The following is a 16,874-nucleotide window of genomic DNA, read 5'->3' as shown; positions in this document are numbered from 1 at the left end:
ATCGGCTCTTTCTGCTCAAAACCGGCGCAGGAAATCCAGCATGGCCGGTAATTGCTCGCGGAACCGCGTATAACGGTGGTTACCGCCCTCATGGATGAGGCACCTGGTCTGCGCAAACCGCTCGCCGGCTTCCCGGTAGTCCAGCGTTTCATCGCCAGTCTCGAGCAGGACCATCAAACGCTCGGGGTGTGACAGCGTCCCCGGATCCATGGCCTCAAGCTGGCGCAGGTGCTGTTCCGTCACATGGAAGCGCTCGCCCGTGTAGAGATTGGCATGGTCCCCCAACAGCGTCTCCGTCTGACGGTACGGATAAGCCGCCGGGTTGATGAGCACGGCCGCCAGCCCATACCGCTCGGCCATTACCATGGCGAAGAAGCCACCCAAGGAACTGCCGATCAGTCCGGGCCCGGCCCCCGGTGTAGCCTCAATCAGGTCCGTCAGCTGCGCCTCAACCTCCTCAGGCGTGGTGGCCAGCTGGGGAATGAACCAGCGACCCTGGTAGCCGGTTTCGTACAACCACGCATCCAGCTCACCCGCTTTCTCGGAAGCGGGTGCGCTCCGGAAACCATGCAGATAGATCAGGTCCGGGTCGTCAGTAGCCAATACTGTCAATCTCCAGTCCGTAGTCCTTATCAGCAATGCGCTCCACCCCGCTACGGATGCGCCCATCCGGATAAAGCACCAGCCAGCGGTACCCCGGCGGTGCCGAGTCCACCGCAAAGGACTGCGAATCCGGGAGAAACTGGAAGCAGGTGGAGGGCGACGCCAGCATGCGCCAGCCATTGGCCTGCTGGTCCAGGGACTGGTGGATATGCCCACAGAGCAGGCCCCGCACCTGAGAGTGGCGCGCCAGCACCTCAAAGAGCGCTTCGTGATCCTGCAGGCCGATGGTATTCATCCACTCAGCACCGATACGCACGGGGTGATGGTGAAGACAGACCAGGGCATGGTCATTGGGGTACTCCCTGAGGCACGCCTCCAGGTACGCCAGCTCCTGCTCGCCCAGGTGCCCGTGCACCTGCTCCGGTACCGAGGAATCCAGGAAGATCAACTGCCAGCCACGGCCTCGATACCGCCGTTCCGCGGACCGGGTGCCCGCGATGGTCCGGCTCATGGCCGCAAGGACATCATGGTTGCCAGCAAACCAGAAGACCGGCCCCTCAAAAAAGGCGGTCCGCTCCTGGAAGTGCTGATAGGAAGCGTCGCTGCCATCCTGGGAAATATCCCCAGTGGCGAGAACCAGATCCGGCTGCCCATAGTGCGCCCGCACATGCGACAGCACGGCATCCAGCGTGCGGCGGGTGTTCATCCCAAGCAGTCGCCCGTCCGGATCTCCCAACAGATGGGGATCCGTGATCTGCAGCACATGCAGCGGGTCCGTGGCGGCATCCATGGTGGCTGTGAGCTCCCTTAAATCAATATGCCCTTCAATATAGCGAATTGACAGTCTGATTTCCCGCCGGATTCAGGGATCGTCATCACGCGTTCAGGATTCCATGCTCCAGACCGAGTCCAGATCCGCCGCCTGGCCGAATTTCAGACAGAAATCCAGCCAGTCCGCAAGAAACAGGTTGATCTGAAGTTTCTCATCCGGCAGATGCATGCGGGCATTGGGATAGGGGTTCACCGCCTGGATCCGCCCATGCCGGAAACAGCTCATCACCTCCAGCATGGCCACGTCGTGGTAAGCGCGCACCGTCATCCGCGGGTTATTGAGCCAGCGACCGTTGTTCGCCACCTGCTCCAGATACCAGGTTTCGGTGAAACGCGCCTTCTCCAGCCGGCACAGGTGCACGTCACCCAGGTGACGATCACCATCGCGGAGCCGGAAGAACACGTCGGTGTCCGGGTCGGTGCCCAGGCGCTCCAGGTGGCTGAGCCGATGGTAGTTGGCCTCGCACACCGCCGCAAAGCGGGTCAGGTCCGGCACATACCCCTGCGCCATCAGCCAGCCCCCCATTCATACCGCAGCCGCTCCCGGTTCAGGGCCAGCCACTGCAGGGCCATGATGGCCGGCGCATTCCAGATGCGGCCTGAACGCAATCCCGTCATCGCCGTCTCGAAGGCCAGCGGCTGTACGCGGATATCCTCGTTTTCATGCTCAAGGCCGTGGATACCGCCAGCGCCTTGCGCATCCACGCAGCCCGCGTAAAGGTGCACAAGCTCGTTGGTACCGCCGGGGGAGGCCAGATAGTCGCAGATCCGCTCCACACGCCCGAGGGTCAGCCCCACTTCCTCCTGCGCTTCACGCCGGGCGGTGGTTTCGCCATCATCTCCACGCTCATTGATGCCAGCGACCACCTCCAGCAACCAGGGCGAGGCCTGGCGACCCAGGGCACCAGCCCGAAACTGCTCCAGCAGCACCACCTCATCCCGCCAGGGATCATAGGGCAGCACACAGGTGCAGTTCTCGCGCCAGAAGATTTCACGGTGCATGGAGGGGCTCCAGCCACCACTGAAAAGCCGGTGGCGGAACCTCAGCCCACGCAGCTGGAAGAAGCCCTGATAGAGCACCTCATCGGATTCGAGGGTGACATCGTCATGGTTGAAGGTACTGTCCAGCTCTCCCATCAGGGCCTCACTGCGCTCATACTTCGTGGTACAGATCCCCTCCCTGCTCGCGGAACTCCGCGGACTTATCCGCCATTCCTTCCTGCAACGCCGCTTCCTCGGTCAGGCCATGCTCCCGCGCGTAGTCACGCACTTCCTGCGAGATTTTCATGGAGCAGAACTTGGGCCCGCACATGGAGCAGAAGTGCGCCACCTTCGCCGAATCCTTGGGCAGGGTTTCATCGTGATAGGCACGGGCCCGTTCCGGGTCCAGCCCGAGGTTGAACTGGTCTTCCCAGCGGAATTCGAAACGTGCCTTCGAAAGCGCGTCATCCCGCCGCTGGGCTCCGGGGTGGCCCTTGGCCAGGTCTGCCGCGTGCGCCGCAATCCGGTAGGCCATCAACCCTTCCTTAACATCCTCCCGGTTGGGCAGGCCCAGATGCTCTTTTGGCGTCACGTAGCAGAGCATGGCGCAACCATACCAGCCGATCATGGCGGCGCCAATCCCGGAGGTGATGTGATCATAGCCCGGCGCAATGTCGGTTGTCAGCGGCCCCAGTGTGTAGAAGGGGGCCTCGTCACAGCACGCCAGCTGGCGCTCCATGTTCTCCTGGATCAGGTGCATGGGCACATGGCCCGGGCCTTCGATCATGCACTGGACGTCATACTCCCAGGCAATCTTGGTCAGTTCCCCCAGTGTCTCCAGCTCGGCGAACTGGGAGCGGTCATTGGCATCCGCGATGGAACCCGGGCGCAAACCATCCCCCAGCGAAAAGGCCACGTCATAGGCCTTCATGATCTCGCAGATTTCCCGGAAGTGGGTGTAAAGGAAGCTCTCTTCATGGCGCGCCAGACACCACTTGGCCATGATGGAGCCACCACGAGACACAATGCCGGTGGTCCGCTCCGCCGTCATGGGCACATGGTGGAGGCGTACCCCAGCATGGATGGTGAAATAATCCACGCCCTGCTCCGCCTGCTCGATCAGCGTATCCCGGAACAGTTCCCAGGTCAGGTCCTCGGCCACGCCATCCACTTTCTCCAGGGCCTGGTAGATGGGCACCGTCCCCACCGGAACCGGCGAATTACGCAGCAGCCATTCGCGGGTTTCGTGGATGTCCTTGCCGGTCGAGAGATCCATGATGGTGTCCGCGCCCCAGCGGATCGCCCAGGTCAGCTTGCCCACCTCTTCCTCGATCGACGAGGTCACCGCCGAGTTACCGATGTTGGCGTTGACCTTCACCAGGAAGTTGCGGCCAATGATCATGGGCTCGGATTCAGGGTGGTTGATATTGTTCGGAATGATGGCGCGCCCCCGGGCCACTTCATCGCGCACGAACGCCGCGCTGACGCCCTCCCGAATGGCAATGAACTCCATCTCCGGTGTCACGATGCCCTGGCGGGCATAGTGCATCTGGCTGACGTTCCCCCCTTCACTGGCCACCCTGGGCTTGGGCGGGCGGCCGAAGCGGAAAGCATCCCGCCTGGGATCGCGTAGACGCTGGCGTGTGGTTTCAGAACTGAACTCAGGCAGCTGTTGCGTATCACCCCGTTCCTCAATCCAGCTGGCGCGCAACGGCGTCAGCCCCTGGCGCAGGTCAATGGTGGTTTCCGGGTCCGTATAGGGGCCGGACGTGTCATACACCTGTACCGGGTCATTGGGCTGCGGCCCCTCGGCCGTATCGGTCGGGCTGAGCTGGATCTCACGCATGGGAACACGCAGGTCCGGACGGCTGCCCGACACGTACACCTTGCGCGATGCCGGCAACTGGTCAATGGTCGCGTCGTTAACGCGCTCGTTCTCGCTCAGAAGCTGATCGGATGGGCTCATGGATGGTTCTCCTCCGTTGGTGGTTGAACGGACGGGAGAACGCAGAAGCAGATCTGTTAGGAAAGATTCACGCGTTACACCAGTGGCACGCTTGTCTCGATCCCTACGCCGGTGCTAACCGGATCAGGTCTGCGGGTTCTGCATTCGCAATCTCAGCCGGCGCGGCGGCACAAGCCGCCCCGTCTCCGGCACCCCGTCAAGACAGTCCATTCGAGTCTAGAGATTGCCCGGCAACTTGTCCATAATGGTGACCGCCGGTCACGACCCACCCTGATCAACGCTTGAGGGAACCAATGAAAGCGCGCGCTCTTCCAGTACTGATGGCGGCCCTGCTGCTCCCCACAACCCATGCCTATGGCGAAGGGCTGATGGACGTCTACCAACAGGCCCTGTCGTACGATTCAGACCTGGCCGCCGCCCGGGCCGCCCGGCAGGCCAGGGAAGCGGCCGTGGATGAGTCCAGGGCCCCGCTGCTGCCCCAGCTGGACGCCTCTGCCCAATCCACCTATACCGAAGTCAACACCGTGGATGGGGACGTCACCAGTCACCAATACGGCCTGGAGCTCAACCAGCCCCTGTTCCGGGCCAATGCCTGGTACGGCTTCCAGGCCAGCCAGAAGCAGAGCGAGGTGGCGGCCGCGGAGCTGTCACGCGCCGAGCAGGGCCTGATGCTCAAGGTTGCGGAACAATACTTCAACGTCCTTCGCGCCAAGGACGAACTGGACACCGCCCAGGCTCAGGAAGCAGCGCTCCGGCGCCAGTGGGAACAGGCCAAGGAACGCTATGACGTGGGGCTTGTGGCCACTACCGAGGTGGAAGAAGCCCGTGCCGGCTACGACGCCAGCCGCTCCCAGCGCATCGCCGCCAAGAGCCAGCTGGACATTGAACGTGAAAGCCTGGCAAGGCTGACCGGCCAGTTCCCGGACTCACTGGAACGCCTGGAGACCGACTTCCCCATCAGCAGCCCGGATCCAGACAGCCCCAAGGCCTGGGCACAGACCGCACTGGAACAGAACTGGGAACTCAAGGCGCAGCAGCTCACCGTGGAAGCCACCCGCGAGAAACTCAGCGCGGCGCGCTCCGAGCATCTGCCCACGCTGGACCTGTTCGCGAAGGTCCAGCGTCAGCATCAGGACACCAACTTTGATCTCCCGGCCGCCGGTGGCGCGCCCGGAGGCGGCGCGCCACCCCGGCCCACTAACCCGATGGAAGACTACCCCCGGACTGACACCACCGTGGGTCTGTCCCTGAACATTCCGCTGTACAGCGGCGGCGGCACCCAGGCCGGCGTCCGGCGGGTGCGCTCAGAGACGGACAAGGCGCAACGGGAGCTGGATACCGTCCGGCGCAACGTGCGGCTGGATGCCCGCTCTCTGTTCCGTCGCATCACCACCAACATCCAGACCATCGAGGCCCAGCGCCAGACCATTGTCTCCAGCCGCAGTGCACTCGAAGCCACCCGGGCGGGCTATGACGTGGGCACCCGGAATATTGTGGAAGTACTGGACGCGGAACAGAACTACTACGTGGCCCTTCGGGATTACGCCAATGCCCGCTACGACTATGTGCTCAACACGCTGCGCCTGAAGCAGGTCGCCGGCACCCTGAGCCCGCAGAACCTGCAGCGCCTCGACCGCTGGTTGAGCGCTACGGCGCCCGGCATTGAGCGCCTGGCACGCCAGGTTACCCGGGAGGAGCAGGAAGACGGGAACTGATTCCCTCCACCAGGCGCGTTACCGCTCCCTGGTTGGCATCCACAACGGCCCGGGCCCGCTTGCCAAGCGACGCCCTGGCCGAGGCATCGCCCGCCAGCTCCTCAAGGGCGGCAGCCAGGGCATCGGTACTATCGACAAAACGCACTGCCTGCTCATCAGCAAGGTGCTCAAAAATACTGGCAAAATTGAACACATGCGGGCCGGTCAGCACGGGCAACGACCAGGCAGCCGCCTCCAGCGGGTTGTGGCCCCCACGCTCAATGAATGAACCGCCAATAAAAGCTGCGTCCGCACAGCCAAACAGCATCAACAGTTCACCCATGGTATCCGCCAGATAGACCTGCGCAGCCGCCGGGTCGTCACCCGCCGCGCGACGCGCCACCGTCAGCCCCTTGTCCGCGATAAGCCGGGCCACCGCCCCGAAGCGTTCGGGGTGGCGTGGCACCAGGACGAGCAAGGCCTCCGGATCACGCGCCAGAAGGCGCTGGTGTGCGTCCAGCAGAGGGCCATCCTCGCCCTCGTGGGTACTCGCGGCGATCCAGACCAGGCGATTCTCTCCAAAGGCAGCCCGCTGGGCCGCAGCCTCACCGCAAACGGTCTCCGGAATGCTCACGTCGTACTTGATGGAGCCCGTTACCGTCACCCGCGCCCGTTTCGCCCCCAGCTCCACAAACCGGCGCGCGTCCGGTTCCGCCTGGGCGGCTATCCAGTCCAGTTCATCAAAGGCCGGGAGTGACAGGGGCGCTACCCGTGCATAGCCGGCAGCGGACTTCTCCGAAAGCCGGGCATTGGCCAGGATAACCGGCACCTGCCGGTGCGCACAGCCATGAACAAGATTCGGCCAGACCTCCGTTTCCATGATCACCAGAATGGCGGGATCCATCCGGCGCAGGAAGCGGTTCACCATGTGCGGCAGATCGTACGGAATATAGCGATGAGCCACCTGATGACCAAAAACCTCCCGCACCCGATCCGCTCCGGTGGGGGTCATGGTGGTAATCAACACGGACCGCTCCGGGAACTGCGCCATCAAGCGCCGGACCATGGGGACCGCGGCCAGGACCTCGCCCACCGATACCGCATGCACCCAGATCGGTTTCACCCCTGCCGGTGCGGCATGCCCAAAGCGCTCGCACACACTGCCCCGGTACCCCGGCTCACGCAGACTCCGGTACCAGAGAAACGCGAGCACACCAGGCAATGCCAGGTACAGACACAAAGAATACAACCATCGACCCATCGCGGGCATCGCTCCCTCCTAGAGTGTGCGCGCATTCTGGCACAGTCCCTGAGACGCATCACGCTTATGCATGATTCCACCTTTGGTGCCTGCCAGCCTCTGTGGTAGCTTAAATCGCCTACCAGACGCCCAAGGAATGCGCTGCAAGTATGAGTCAAACCGCCACACTATGCCGTTTCATCGGGCCCATCACCCTGGCATTGATGCTGGGCATGGGGTCTCCCGCCGTTGCAGCGCCCTGGCAGGAGCCCGGCGACATCCGGGCACGCTATTCAGCGCAGAAACTGTCGGATACCGGCTCCCTGGACCGGACTACCTCCACCTGGCCACTGATGTGGGGCAACCTCGAACAGGGTTATAGCAGGGCCAGCACCACCGGCTCAAAGCCCGATACAACGCTCAGTTACCTCAAGTTTGAGCGCCAGCAACAAGCCAGCCGGGGATTTCACGCCGAGGGATCGCTCGCCAGCGCCAGCGACGGGGCGCTGATTCAGGGCTTCGATGCCTCCCCCCAGGAGAGCGGCCAGGCGGGCCTGACCCTGGAGTGGATTGGCAATCACTGGGCACTCGGCCTGTCGCCCTCTTACACCTCCTCGCCGAATGACGACGATACACTCCGGGCGGACGGCTCCTACCTTGCCTTTTCCACCGGCAACTGGATCGTCGGCGTTGGCAGCATCGAACGCTGGTGGGGACCGGGCTGGCAATCGAGCCTGATCCTGTCCAACAACGCACGCCCGATTCCCTCAGTATGGATCAACCGCCTCAACGCCACCGCCCCGGAATCCGAATGGCTGGAGTGGATCGGCCCTTGGGACGTCACCGCTTTCCTGGGCGAGCTTGAAGATGAGCGCGCCGTCCCGGAGCCCAAGGTTCTTGGCATGCGCCTGACGATCCGCCCACTCCAGGGGCTGGATATCGGATTTTCGCGCCTGATCATGCTCGGCGGGGAGGGCTACTCCGAGAGCGGTTCAACCTACTGGAATGCCCTGATCGGTCGCGATAACGCTCAGCTTGGGGAAGAGGACCCCGGCGACCAGCTCGGCGCCGTGGATATCCGCTACGGCACCGACCTCGGGCCCAGCACCGTGGGCGTCTACACCCAGATGATGGGCGAGGATGAAGCCGGCGCCTTCCCGGCCCGCAAATCCTGGTTGCTGGGGAGCGACGCCACCAGCACCTGGTTTGGAGCGGAACAGCAATGGTTCATCGAATACAGCAACACCATTGCCAATGACCTCAGTGGCGATGCCATGCCCAACATCACCTACAGCCACAGCCGCTACCACTCCGGGCAGCATTACCGGGGCCGCAACATGGCAGCCAGCCAGGGCGGCGACGCCCGCATGCTGACCCTGGGGGGCTGGCACTTTCTCGGCAGCGGTACCAACCTGGGGGCCCGGCTATCGCGCATCGAGCTCAACACCGACGACTCAACCACGATCCAGGCCCCATCCAGTGATGTGGACTACTTCGTGCCCGCCAGCGATCAGACGCTGACCCAGGTGTCGCTCAGTCTCGGCACTGAAATCGCCCAGGGCTGGTTCAGCGCCGAAGCCCGTTACGCCGACCAGTCCATTGAAACCCTGAGCGGGGATCTGGACCAGTGGCGCATCAGCGGCGAATGGCGCTACCGTTTCTGACCATTCTGAAGGATCAACACCAACCGATGACGCAGCGAGCCAACATGCCAAGAATCCGGTTCATTACCGCCCTACTCATTCTGGGCACCCTGCTGGTACCACTCACCAGCATGGCCCAGAACCTGTCCCAGTCGGACATTGACCGCTTCATGTCGCTGCCCAAGTCCCAGCAGCAACAGCTGGCGGAGCAATACGGCGTGGACATAGACCAGCTGCGCCAGCGCCAGAACAGCGGCGATAACTCCCTGGAACAGCCTGATAAGCCCGTAGTCCAGCAACAGAAGAATACCAGTGACGACGGCAGTGACGCCTCCGGCTCGAAGAACGAGGGGAACGGGGGCGCCAGCAAGGCCGGCAAGAGCGATACCCTCAAGGCCTTCGGGTACGAGCTTTTCAAGGGCGAACCCTCCACCTTCGCGCCCGTGACAGAAGTTCCCGTGCCTTCCGGCTACACCATTGGCACCGGCGACACCCTCCAGCTTCAGCTCTATGGCAAGAAGACCGGTGAATACAGCCTGACCGTCGGCCGGGACGGTACCATCGCGCTGCCTGAAATCGGCCCCTACAGCGTAGCCGGGCTCACCTTCAATGAGTTGCGCAATGAAATCCAGAAGGTTGTCTCGGACCGCTTCATTGGTGTCCAATCCAGTGTCCGCCTTGGCGAGCTGCGCAGCATGCGCGTGTTCGTTCTCGGCGAAGCCCGCAACCCAGGCGCCTATACGGTCAGTTCTCTCTCCACCCTGACCAATGCGCTCTTTGTTTCCGGCGGTATCGAGAAGACCGGTTCGCTGCGGCGCATCCAGCACAAGCGTGACGGCGAGGTCATTGGCACCTTCGACCTCTACGACCTGCTTCTGGAGGGCGACAGCAGCGATGACGCCCGACTGCAGGCCGGCGATGTCATCTTCATCCCCCCCGTTGGCAAACGCGTCGGCATCAGCGGTGAGGTTCAGCGCCCCGCCCGGTACGAGCTGCGCGACGAGAAAACGCTTGAATCGGTCATTGAACTGGCCGGCGGGATGACCGACCAGGCCTATCCCCGGCGGGTACGCATTGAGCGCATCAATGACGACTTCTTGACGATGCTCAGCGAAGCCGATGCCTCCAGGGCGAAGGGCCTGAACACAGGGGTCAAGGCTGGCGACCGGATCCGCGTGCCCTCAATCGCGGACGTCACCGGCCAGTACGTGGAACTGCGCGGCGCTGTCACACGCTCAGGGCGCTTTGCCTGGATGCCTGGCATGCGCCTGAGCTCACTGATTTCCAACCTGGAAACCGACCTGGACGAGGCAGCCGATCACGATTCAGCCCTGCTGGTGCGCAGGGACGCCGACACCGACCGGATCACAACGCACTTCGTGAATCCAAGGGCCGTCGCCAATAACCCTGGCACGGCAGCCGACCCCAAACTTCAGGAAAAAGACCGGATCCTGTTCTTTGCGGATCGAGCCAAAGCCGATGACCCCAAGTCGACCAATAAGAACTGGCAGCGCCAGACAATGCTCGGCAGCGTTATTGAGCGGCTCCGCAAGCAGTCAACGCCGAACCAACCAGCGCCAGTGGCCTCCATCAACGGCGAAGTGCGCTACCCCGGGAGCTACCCCATCCCCCAGAACCGCTCCTTCAAGCAGCTGCTCCAGCTCGCCGGCGGCCTCAAGGACAGTGCCTCCCTGCACGAAGCCGAAGTTTCCCGCCTTGAGCGTAACGCACAGGGTGATGGTGAGCGCGCCATCCGCAAACTGGACCTCACCCCCCTGGCAAACGGCGGCTCAATCAGCGGCTTCCAGCTGCAAAGCCGGGATCGCATCCAGGTCAAAGCCATCCCCGCCTTCGACGACAATCGCACCATGACGCTCAAGGGCGAAATCCGCTTCCCTGGCACCTACAGCCTCAGAAAGGGAGAAACCCTGGCGGACGTCGTCCAGCGCGCGGGTGGACTCACCCGGTACGCCTTTCCCAAAGGCGCGGTTTTCACGCGTGAATCACTGAAAAAACGCGAAGCCAAACGCCTGCGCGAAGCCAGGGAAAAGCTCCGGGGCCAACTCCTCGGCCAGAAGATTGAAGGCAAGGACTTCACCAACCAGCAACAAAGTCAGCAGCAGATGCAACAGCTCCTGGACCGGGTCAAGGATGCCCGCCCGGTTGGTCGGATGGTGATCGATCTTGAACGAGCCCTCAACGATCCCGACTACCAGAGTATTCGCCTGCAAGCCGGCGACTCGCTCACTGTCCCTGAGCAGCCTCAATCGGTCTCCGTTCTGGGCGAGGTCCAGTACCCCACCAACCACCTGCACGAGGAAGGGCTGACCCTCAGCGACTACATCGAACGCAGTGGCGGGCCCAACCGCCAGGCGGACGAAGAGCGGGTCTACATCATCCGCGCCGATGGCTCTGTCTCGTTGCCCAACCGGAGCAACTGGTTCGCGTCGAACCGGACCCAGCTCCATCCAGGGGATACCGTGATCATGCCCATGGACGTGGACCAGCTGAGCCAGCTCCAGCTCTGGACGGACGTGAGCCAGATCATCTACCAGATGTCGCTCGGCGCCGCCGCGATCAGCAACCTCTGATGGTCAGTAACGGAGACAGGACAACGGCATGAGCGAACACCAGACCCACAGCGCCGAGCGTTATGACCATGACGATGAGATTGACCTGCGCGACCTCATCCTCACCCTTTGGCACGGTAAATGGCTGATCATCAGCATTACCGTGCTTTTTGCCATTGGCGGCGTGGCCTATGCGCTGCTGCAACCAAACCAGTACCGGGCGGAAGCCATACTGGCTCCTGCCGATGAAGAGCAAGGGCCGCAGATCAGCGGCCAGCTCGGCAGCCTTGCCAGCATGGCCGGCGTGGATGTTGGCGGCCAAGGGGGCTCCAAGACCATCATCGCCAAGGAAATCCTGCAATCACGGGCATTTCTTGCGGACTTCATCCGTCGCCATGACCTGGCCGTGCCCCTGTTGGCCACGGAAGGCTGGGATAAGGAAACCAGTGAGTGGCGCATTGATCCCGAGGTCTATAACCCGGACACCGATGAATGGCAACAGAACGAAGAGGGGGAGAGCCTCAAACCAACGGACTGGGACCTGGTCAAGCGCTTCCGGGCCATGTTCTCGGTCTCGGAGCCCAGTGAGACCGGCATGATCACCGTCAGCATTGAGAACCAGTCGCCTGTGGCCGCCCAGCAATGGGTCGAGCAGCTTGTCGCCGACATCAATGAGCACATGCGCCAACAGGACGTCCAGGAAGCGCAAGATCGCATCGACTACCTGAAGGAGCAGGTCCAGCAAACCAGCATTACCGGCATGCAGCAGGTGTTCTACCAGCTGATCGAGAAGGAAACCCGCACCGTGATGCTGGCCAACGCCCAGGATGAATACGTGTTCCAGACCATTGACCCCGCTGTGATCCCGGAAGAGAAGAGCGCCCCACAACGGGCACTCATCTGCATCCTGGCCACCATGCTGGGCGGCATGCTAAGCGTTTTTGCGGTCTTTGTGCGTTCCTTTATCAGGAACCTCAGGGCACCTGAGCCGGCCTGATCAGCCGGCCAGTGTCAGCCAATCCCGGTTGCGTTCCCGCTTGCCCTCCACGGCATCAAAGTACATCTGCTGGAACTGTTCCGTGATGGGGCCGCGGCTGCCCTTGCCAATGGTACGATTGTCCAGCTCGCGGATGGGCAGTACCTCGGCGGCAGTGCCCGTAAAGAACGCTTCATCCGCGATGTAGATCTCATCCCGCGTGATCCGCCGCTCCCGAACAGGGATGTCGAGTTCGCGGGCAAAATCAAGGATGCTCCGGCGGGTAATGCCGTCCAGGCAGGAAGTCAGCTCCGGCGTGTGCAGCTCACCATTGATCACGATGAACAGGTTCTCACCAGTGCCCTCGGCCACATAGCCCTCATTATCCAGCAGCAGGGCTTCGTCGTAACCGCAGGTCATGGCCTCATTCAGCGCCAGCATGGAATTGATGTAGTTACCATTGGCCTTGGCCTTGCACATCGTGATGTTCACGTGATGACGAGTGTACGAGGAGGTGCGGATACGGATGCCCTGCTCGCGCGCCTCGGGCGCCATGTAGGACGGCCACTCCCAGGCGGCAATCATGACGTGTACCTTCAGGTTATCCGCGCGCAACCCCATGCCTTCGGAGCCCAGAAACACCATGGGCCGGATGTAGGCGGAAGCCAGACCGTTCTCGCGCACCACCAGCCGTTGCGCCTCGTTGAGGGTCTCCTCATCGTAGGGCATGGCCATGTTGAGGATGTGCGCGGAGTTGAACAGGCGCCGGGTATGGTCCTGGAGACGGAAAATCGCCGGCCCTTCCCCGGTGCTGTATGCCCGCACCCCCTCAAAACACCCCATGCCGTAATGCAGCGTATGGGTCAGCACATGCACCTTGGCGTCACGCCAGGGCACCAGTTCCCCATCAAGCCAGATAAGACCATCACGATCCGCCATCGACATTGCCGCCAACTCCTCTTCTCTGCTGTCTGTTCAGTCCGGCGTAGCGCCAAGCATCCGATTCTAGCAGCAAACCCACCCCGGGTGAGAATCTGTACCCGCGCCCCGATCCACCTGATACAATCCAGTTCTCATATTCTTCCCCATCCCCAACGCACAACCGCCGCCCTATGCATGACGAAGCCGATATACTGGACTCAGCCCTGAACACCAGTTTTGATTTCTTGACCCTGGAACGGGGTGATGACTATTTTGCCCAAGGGCGCGTTACGGGCCTCAAGCGGGCGCTGGAGGGGTTTAACCTGCTGCGTTTTGACGCCACGGTTCGCGGCAGTGGCGCCAAGCAGTATCAATGCACCGCCATCATCGACCGAGGCCACCCGGAACGAATACGCAGCCTCTGCAGCTGCCCTGTTGAAGTCAGCTGCAAGCACACCGCCGCCATGCTGATGCAAGCCCTGCAGCTGAGCGAGCAGCATTCGCACATCCAGAACCAGATCGGCAGCACCGACCTTCAGCTCCAGGCCTGGCTGGGCCAACTCCACCAGTACCAGGCCAGAAACCGCGCCAGCACCCCGCCCGACCGGCTGGCCTATGTGCTCACCCCCGCCCCCAGGGGCATAGGCGTGAGCGTTGAGGTGTATAAGGGCAGCCGCCGCAAGGACGGCACCTTCGGGAGCAATGTCCAGCACAACAGCACCTGGGCCAAGACCTCGCTGGGTGAAGACCGGCCCCGTTACATCCAACCGGAAGACGTGGACACCATTGGCTGGCTCCGCAACCTGCTGGACCAGAGACACTACGCCCTGCAGCCTCAGGGCCGCACGGGCTACCACTTCCTTCAGAGCGCCCAGGCAACGCAACGCCTGTTCTGGCAGCACACGGACGCTCCCCTGGGGGCCGGCCCCGCGTTGGAGGGGCACATCGAATGGCATCAGAACGACGATGCCACGCTGTACCCAAAGCTGACCACCGAATCCGGCGCTGTACGCTACATTCCCACGGAGCCCGCCCTGTACCTGGATGAGGCCCAGGGCCTCATCGGCCTCCTTGAAATGCCCGGTGACGCCACGGCAACCCGTCTGCTGCTTGAGGCCCCTGTGCTGACCCTGGAGCAGATGCAGCAGCACCTGCCGGACATCGAACCACTGCTGAACGCGTGCCAGGCCCCGGAACCACCTGCCATTGACTCACTGGAGGTCATCTCGGAATCCCCACAACCCGCCCTGACGCTCGCGCAGATACCCCCGGAACAGAGCGGGGCCTCGCAGGCCACCCCGCTCATCCGCGTCAGCTTCCGCTATGGCGGGTTCGACATCCCATGGCACCTGCAGCAGAACCCGGTTCACACCGAGCACACCGACGCCTCACCGGTGGTGATCCACCGCCAGCTGGAAGCGGAGGAAGCCTGGATGCAGCAGGTCCGCAGCTATCCGCCGCTGGAACCCTACGGCCCCGACGGACTGTTCACCCTCAGCCGGCACCGTGACTGGCTCGACCTGCTCGCCTGGCATGTTCCCAAGCTGGAACGCGCTGGCTGGAAGATCATCATGGATGAGAACCTGGACGTGCCGGTGGTCGAGCCCCAGCAGTGGTACGGGCAGGCAGAAGCCGACACCGAAGGGGGCTGGTTCAACCTGGAGCTCGGTATCGTCCACGAGGACCAGACCATCAACCTGGTGCCCCTGCTGTTGCAGGGACTGGACCACCTGCGCGACGAGATGGACACCACCGAGGACGGCGAGCTGAGCCTCCCCAGCCACCTGTGGCTGCACGATGACCAGTCACTGCTGCGCATTCCCTCGGAACGCGTCAAGCCGCTGCTGCAGGTCACCCTTGAACTCTACCGCGACCGCGATGCCCGCGAGGGCCAGCTGCGCCTTTCGCGCATGGAAGCCGCCCGGGTCATGGGCGAATCCGAGGCTGAATGGCGCTCCGAGCACAACCTCGGGAACCTCGCCCGGGAGCTGGCAGACTTTGAGCAACTGCCCAACACCCAGGTGCCCGAGGGCTTCCACGCCACACTGCGGGACTACCAGCAACAGGGCCTGGACTGGCTGCAGTTTCTCCACCGGGCCGGGCTGGGCGGCATCCTTGCCGACGACATGGGCCTTGGCAAGACCCTGCAGACCCTGGCGCACCTGCACACGCTCAAGCAGGCCGGGCAGCTCACTGCCCCCGCACTGGTCATCTGCCCCACCAGTGTTCTGCCCAACTGGCGCCACGAAGCCCAGCGTTTCACCCCGGCGCTGCAGGTGCTCACCTTCCATGGCCCCCAACGCCATAACCAGCTCGAGGTGCTGCCCGAAGCGGACCTAGTTCTGAGCACCTACCCGTTGCTGACCCGTGACCGCGAACACCTGACCAACACCCAGTGGGCAGTCGTCATCCTGGATGAGGCCCAGAAGCTCAAGAACCCCAACGCCGCCACCACTCAGGTCGCCATGGCCCTGCCGGCCCAGCAAACCATCGCCCTCACCGGCACCCCCATGGAAAACCACCTGGAAGAGCTCTGGTCCCTGTTCGGGCTGGTTGCGCCCGGTTACCTGGGGGACCGCTCCCAGTTCCGTGAAACCTTCCGCACCCCCATCGAAAAATACAACGACACGGAACGCCACCAGGCACTGCAACGCCGCATCCGCCCCTTCATCCTGAGGCGGACCAAGGAAGAGGTCACCCCCGAACTGCCGGAAAAAACCGAGATCACGCGCACCATTACACTGACCGGCGCCCAGCGCGACCTGTATGAAACCGTGCGTGCCAGCATGGACCAGAAAGTGCGCCAGCTGATGCAGGAAAAAGGCGTGGGCCGCAGCCAGATCGAAATCCTGGAAGCCCTGCTCAAGCTCCGCCAGGCCTGCTGTCACCCCGCGCTTGTTAAGAACAGCGCCACCAAACGCCTGAACTCCGCCAAGCTGGATTACCTGATGGAGATGCTGCCGGCGCTGCTCGAAGAAGGCCGGCGCATTCTCATCTTCTCCCAGTTCACGAGCATGCTGGAGCTGATCCAGGCGGAACTGCGGTCGCGCCACCTGGATTACGCCCTGCTCACCGGCGACACCCGGGACCGGGACACCCCCATCAGCCGCTTCCAGAACGGCGAGGTCCCCATCTTCCTCATCAGCCTGCGCGCCGGCGGCGTGGGCCTCAACCTTACCGCCGCCGACTGCGTCATCCACTATGACCCCTGGTGGAACCCCGCCGTGGAAGACCAGGCCACGGACCGCGCCTGGCGCATTGGCCAGGACAAGCCAGTCATGGTCTACCGCCTGGTGTGCGAAGGCACCGTGGAGGAACGCATGGAAGCCATCAAAGCCGACAAGGCCGCGCTGGCGGAATCCGTTTACGGTGAAGGCGGCAGCTTCTCCAGTGCGCTCACCGCGGAGGACGTTCAGGTTCTGTTCCAGCCCATCGGCGCGTGACATAAT

12 protein-coding genes and 1 riboswitch are annotated in these 16,874 nt (G+C 62.9%); of the genes, 5 read left to right on the top strand and 7 right to left on the bottom strand.

The features are described 5' to 3' along the window. Positions 1 to 15: 15 nt before the first annotated feature. From AC1RQI_RS00670 to thiC, 5 genes are all read right to left on the bottom strand, one after another. Positions 16 to 603: a YqiA/YcfP family alpha/beta fold hydrolase gene (locus AC1RQI_RS00670; RefSeq protein WP_481903246.1), complete on the bottom strand. Its 588-nt coding sequence runs from the start codon at positions 601 to 603 to the stop codon at positions 16 to 18. Further along, positions 593 to 1,393, bottom strand: coding sequence for a 3',5'-cyclic-AMP phosphodiesterase (cpdA, locus tag AC1RQI_RS00665; RefSeq protein WP_481903245.1), 801 nt, complete (start codon positions 1,391 to 1,393; stop codon positions 593 to 595). The genes AC1RQI_RS00670 and cpdA overlap by 11 nt, the downstream gene beginning before the upstream one ends. A gap of 93 nt (positions 1,394 to 1,486) precedes the next feature. Further along, positions 1,487 to 1,945: a DUF1249 domain-containing protein gene (locus AC1RQI_RS00660; RefSeq protein WP_481903244.1), complete on the bottom strand. Its 459-nt coding sequence runs from the start codon at positions 1,943 to 1,945 to the stop codon at positions 1,487 to 1,489. Continuing rightward, complete coding sequence (locus AC1RQI_RS00655; protein ID WP_481903243.1) at positions 1,945 to 2,571, bottom strand: NUDIX domain-containing protein; 627 nt, start codon at positions 2,569 to 2,571, stop codon at positions 1,945 to 1,947. The genes AC1RQI_RS00660 and AC1RQI_RS00655 overlap by 1 nt, the downstream gene beginning before the upstream one ends. A 16-nt stretch (positions 2,572 to 2,587) precedes the next feature. Beyond that, entirely contained in the window at positions 2,588 to 4,381 is a 1,794-nt protein-coding gene (gene thiC / locus AC1RQI_RS00650; RefSeq protein WP_481903242.1) for a phosphomethylpyrimidine synthase ThiC, read from the bottom strand. A gap of 83 nt (positions 4,382 to 4,464) precedes the next feature. Further along, a riboswitch (TPP riboswitch) is annotated at positions 4,465 to 4,587 on the bottom strand. Between the two features lie 87 nt (positions 4,588 to 4,674). Here thiC and AC1RQI_RS00645 point away from each other — a divergent pair. Beyond that, positions 4,675 to 6,096, top strand: a complete 1,422-nt coding sequence (locus tag AC1RQI_RS00645; RefSeq protein ID WP_481903241.1) for a TolC family outer membrane protein — start codon at positions 4,675 to 4,677, stop codon at positions 6,094 to 6,096. On the opposite strand, the gene waaA is transcribed toward AC1RQI_RS00645, so the two are convergent. Next, a complete protein-coding gene (gene waaA, locus AC1RQI_RS00640) occupies positions 6,065 to 7,336 on the bottom strand; it encodes a lipid IV(A) 3-deoxy-D-manno-octulosonic acid transferase (RefSeq protein ID WP_481903240.1) in 1,272 nt (423 codons plus the stop codon). The genes AC1RQI_RS00645 and waaA overlap by 32 nt on opposite strands. Positions 7,337 to 7,485: 149 nt before the next feature. On the opposite strand from waaA, the gene AC1RQI_RS00635 reads away from it, so the two are divergent. From AC1RQI_RS00635 to AC1RQI_RS00625, 3 genes are read left to right on the top strand one after another with little or no spacing between them, the layout of a single operon-like run. Continuing rightward, entirely contained in the window at positions 7,486 to 8,979 is a 1,494-nt protein-coding gene (locus AC1RQI_RS00635) for a capsule assembly Wzi family protein (RefSeq protein ID WP_481903239.1), read from the top strand. A 26-nt stretch (positions 8,980 to 9,005) separates the two neighbouring features. After that, entirely contained in the window at positions 9,006 to 11,549 is a 2,544-nt protein-coding gene (locus AC1RQI_RS00630; RefSeq protein WP_481903238.1) for an SLBB domain-containing protein, read from the top strand. Between the two features lie 28 nt (positions 11,550 to 11,577). Then, positions 11,578 to 12,525: a Wzz/FepE/Etk N-terminal domain-containing protein gene (locus AC1RQI_RS00625; protein ID WP_481903237.1), complete on the top strand. Its 948-nt coding sequence runs from the start codon at positions 11,578 to 11,580 to the stop codon at positions 12,523 to 12,525. Here the strand turns inward: AC1RQI_RS00625 and AC1RQI_RS00620 are convergent, their stop codons facing one another. Beyond that, positions 12,526 to 13,449, bottom strand: coding sequence for a branched-chain amino acid transaminase (locus AC1RQI_RS00620; protein ID WP_481903236.1), 924 nt, complete (start codon positions 13,447 to 13,449; stop codon positions 12,526 to 12,528). 167 nt (positions 13,450 to 13,616) lie between these two features. On the opposite strand from AC1RQI_RS00620, the gene AC1RQI_RS00615 reads away from it, so the two are divergent. Beyond that, positions 13,617 to 16,868 (top strand): DEAD/DEAH box helicase, encoded by a 3,252-nt coding sequence (locus AC1RQI_RS00615; protein ID WP_481903235.1) that lies wholly within the window; start codon positions 13,617 to 13,619, stop codon positions 16,866 to 16,868. The last annotated feature ends 6 nt before the right edge of the window (positions 16,869 to 16,874 follow it).

The sequence above is a fragment of the Salicola sp. AFF1 genome (assembly GCF_056783195.1).
This window is presented reverse-complemented; position numbering and strand designations above follow the sequence as displayed.

Bases quoted from the DNA above. Each gene is read 5' to 3' on its own strand.
- cpdA (WP_481903245.1), bottom strand. From the start codon at position 1,393: ATGGATGCCGCCACGGACCCGCTGCATGTGCTGCAGATCACGGATCCC.
- AC1RQI_RS00660 (WP_481903244.1), bottom strand. From the start codon at position 1,945: ATGGCGCAGGGGTATGTGCCGGACCTGACCCGCTTTGCGGCGGTGTGC.
- AC1RQI_RS00655 (WP_481903243.1), bottom strand. From the start codon at position 2,571: ATGGGAGAGCTGGACAGTACCTTCAACCATGACGATGTCACCCTCGAA.
- thiC (WP_481903242.1), bottom strand. From the start codon at position 4,381: ATGAGCCCATCCGATCAGCTTCTGAGCGAGAACGAGCGCGTTAACGAC.
- AC1RQI_RS00645 (WP_481903241.1), top strand. From the start codon at position 4,675: ATGAAAGCGCGCGCTCTTCCAGTACTGATGGCGGCCCTGCTGCTCCCC.
- waaA (WP_481903240.1), bottom strand. From the start codon at position 7,336: ATGGGTCGATGGTTGTATTCTTTGTGTCTGTACCTGGCATTGCCTGGT.
- AC1RQI_RS00635 (WP_481903239.1), top strand. From the start codon at position 7,486: ATGAGTCAAACCGCCACACTATGCCGTTTCATCGGGCCCATCACCCTG.
- AC1RQI_RS00630 (WP_481903238.1), top strand. From the start codon at position 9,006: ATGACGCAGCGAGCCAACATGCCAAGAATCCGGTTCATTACCGCCCTA.
- AC1RQI_RS00625 (WP_481903237.1), top strand. From the start codon at position 11,578: ATGAGCGAACACCAGACCCACAGCGCCGAGCGTTATGACCATGACGAT.
- AC1RQI_RS00620 (WP_481903236.1), bottom strand. From the start codon at position 13,449: ATGTCGATGGCGGATCGTGATGGTCTTATCTGGCTTGATGGGGAACTG.
- AC1RQI_RS00615 (WP_481903235.1), top strand. From the start codon at position 13,617: ATGCATGACGAAGCCGATATACTGGACTCAGCCCTGAACACCAGTTTT.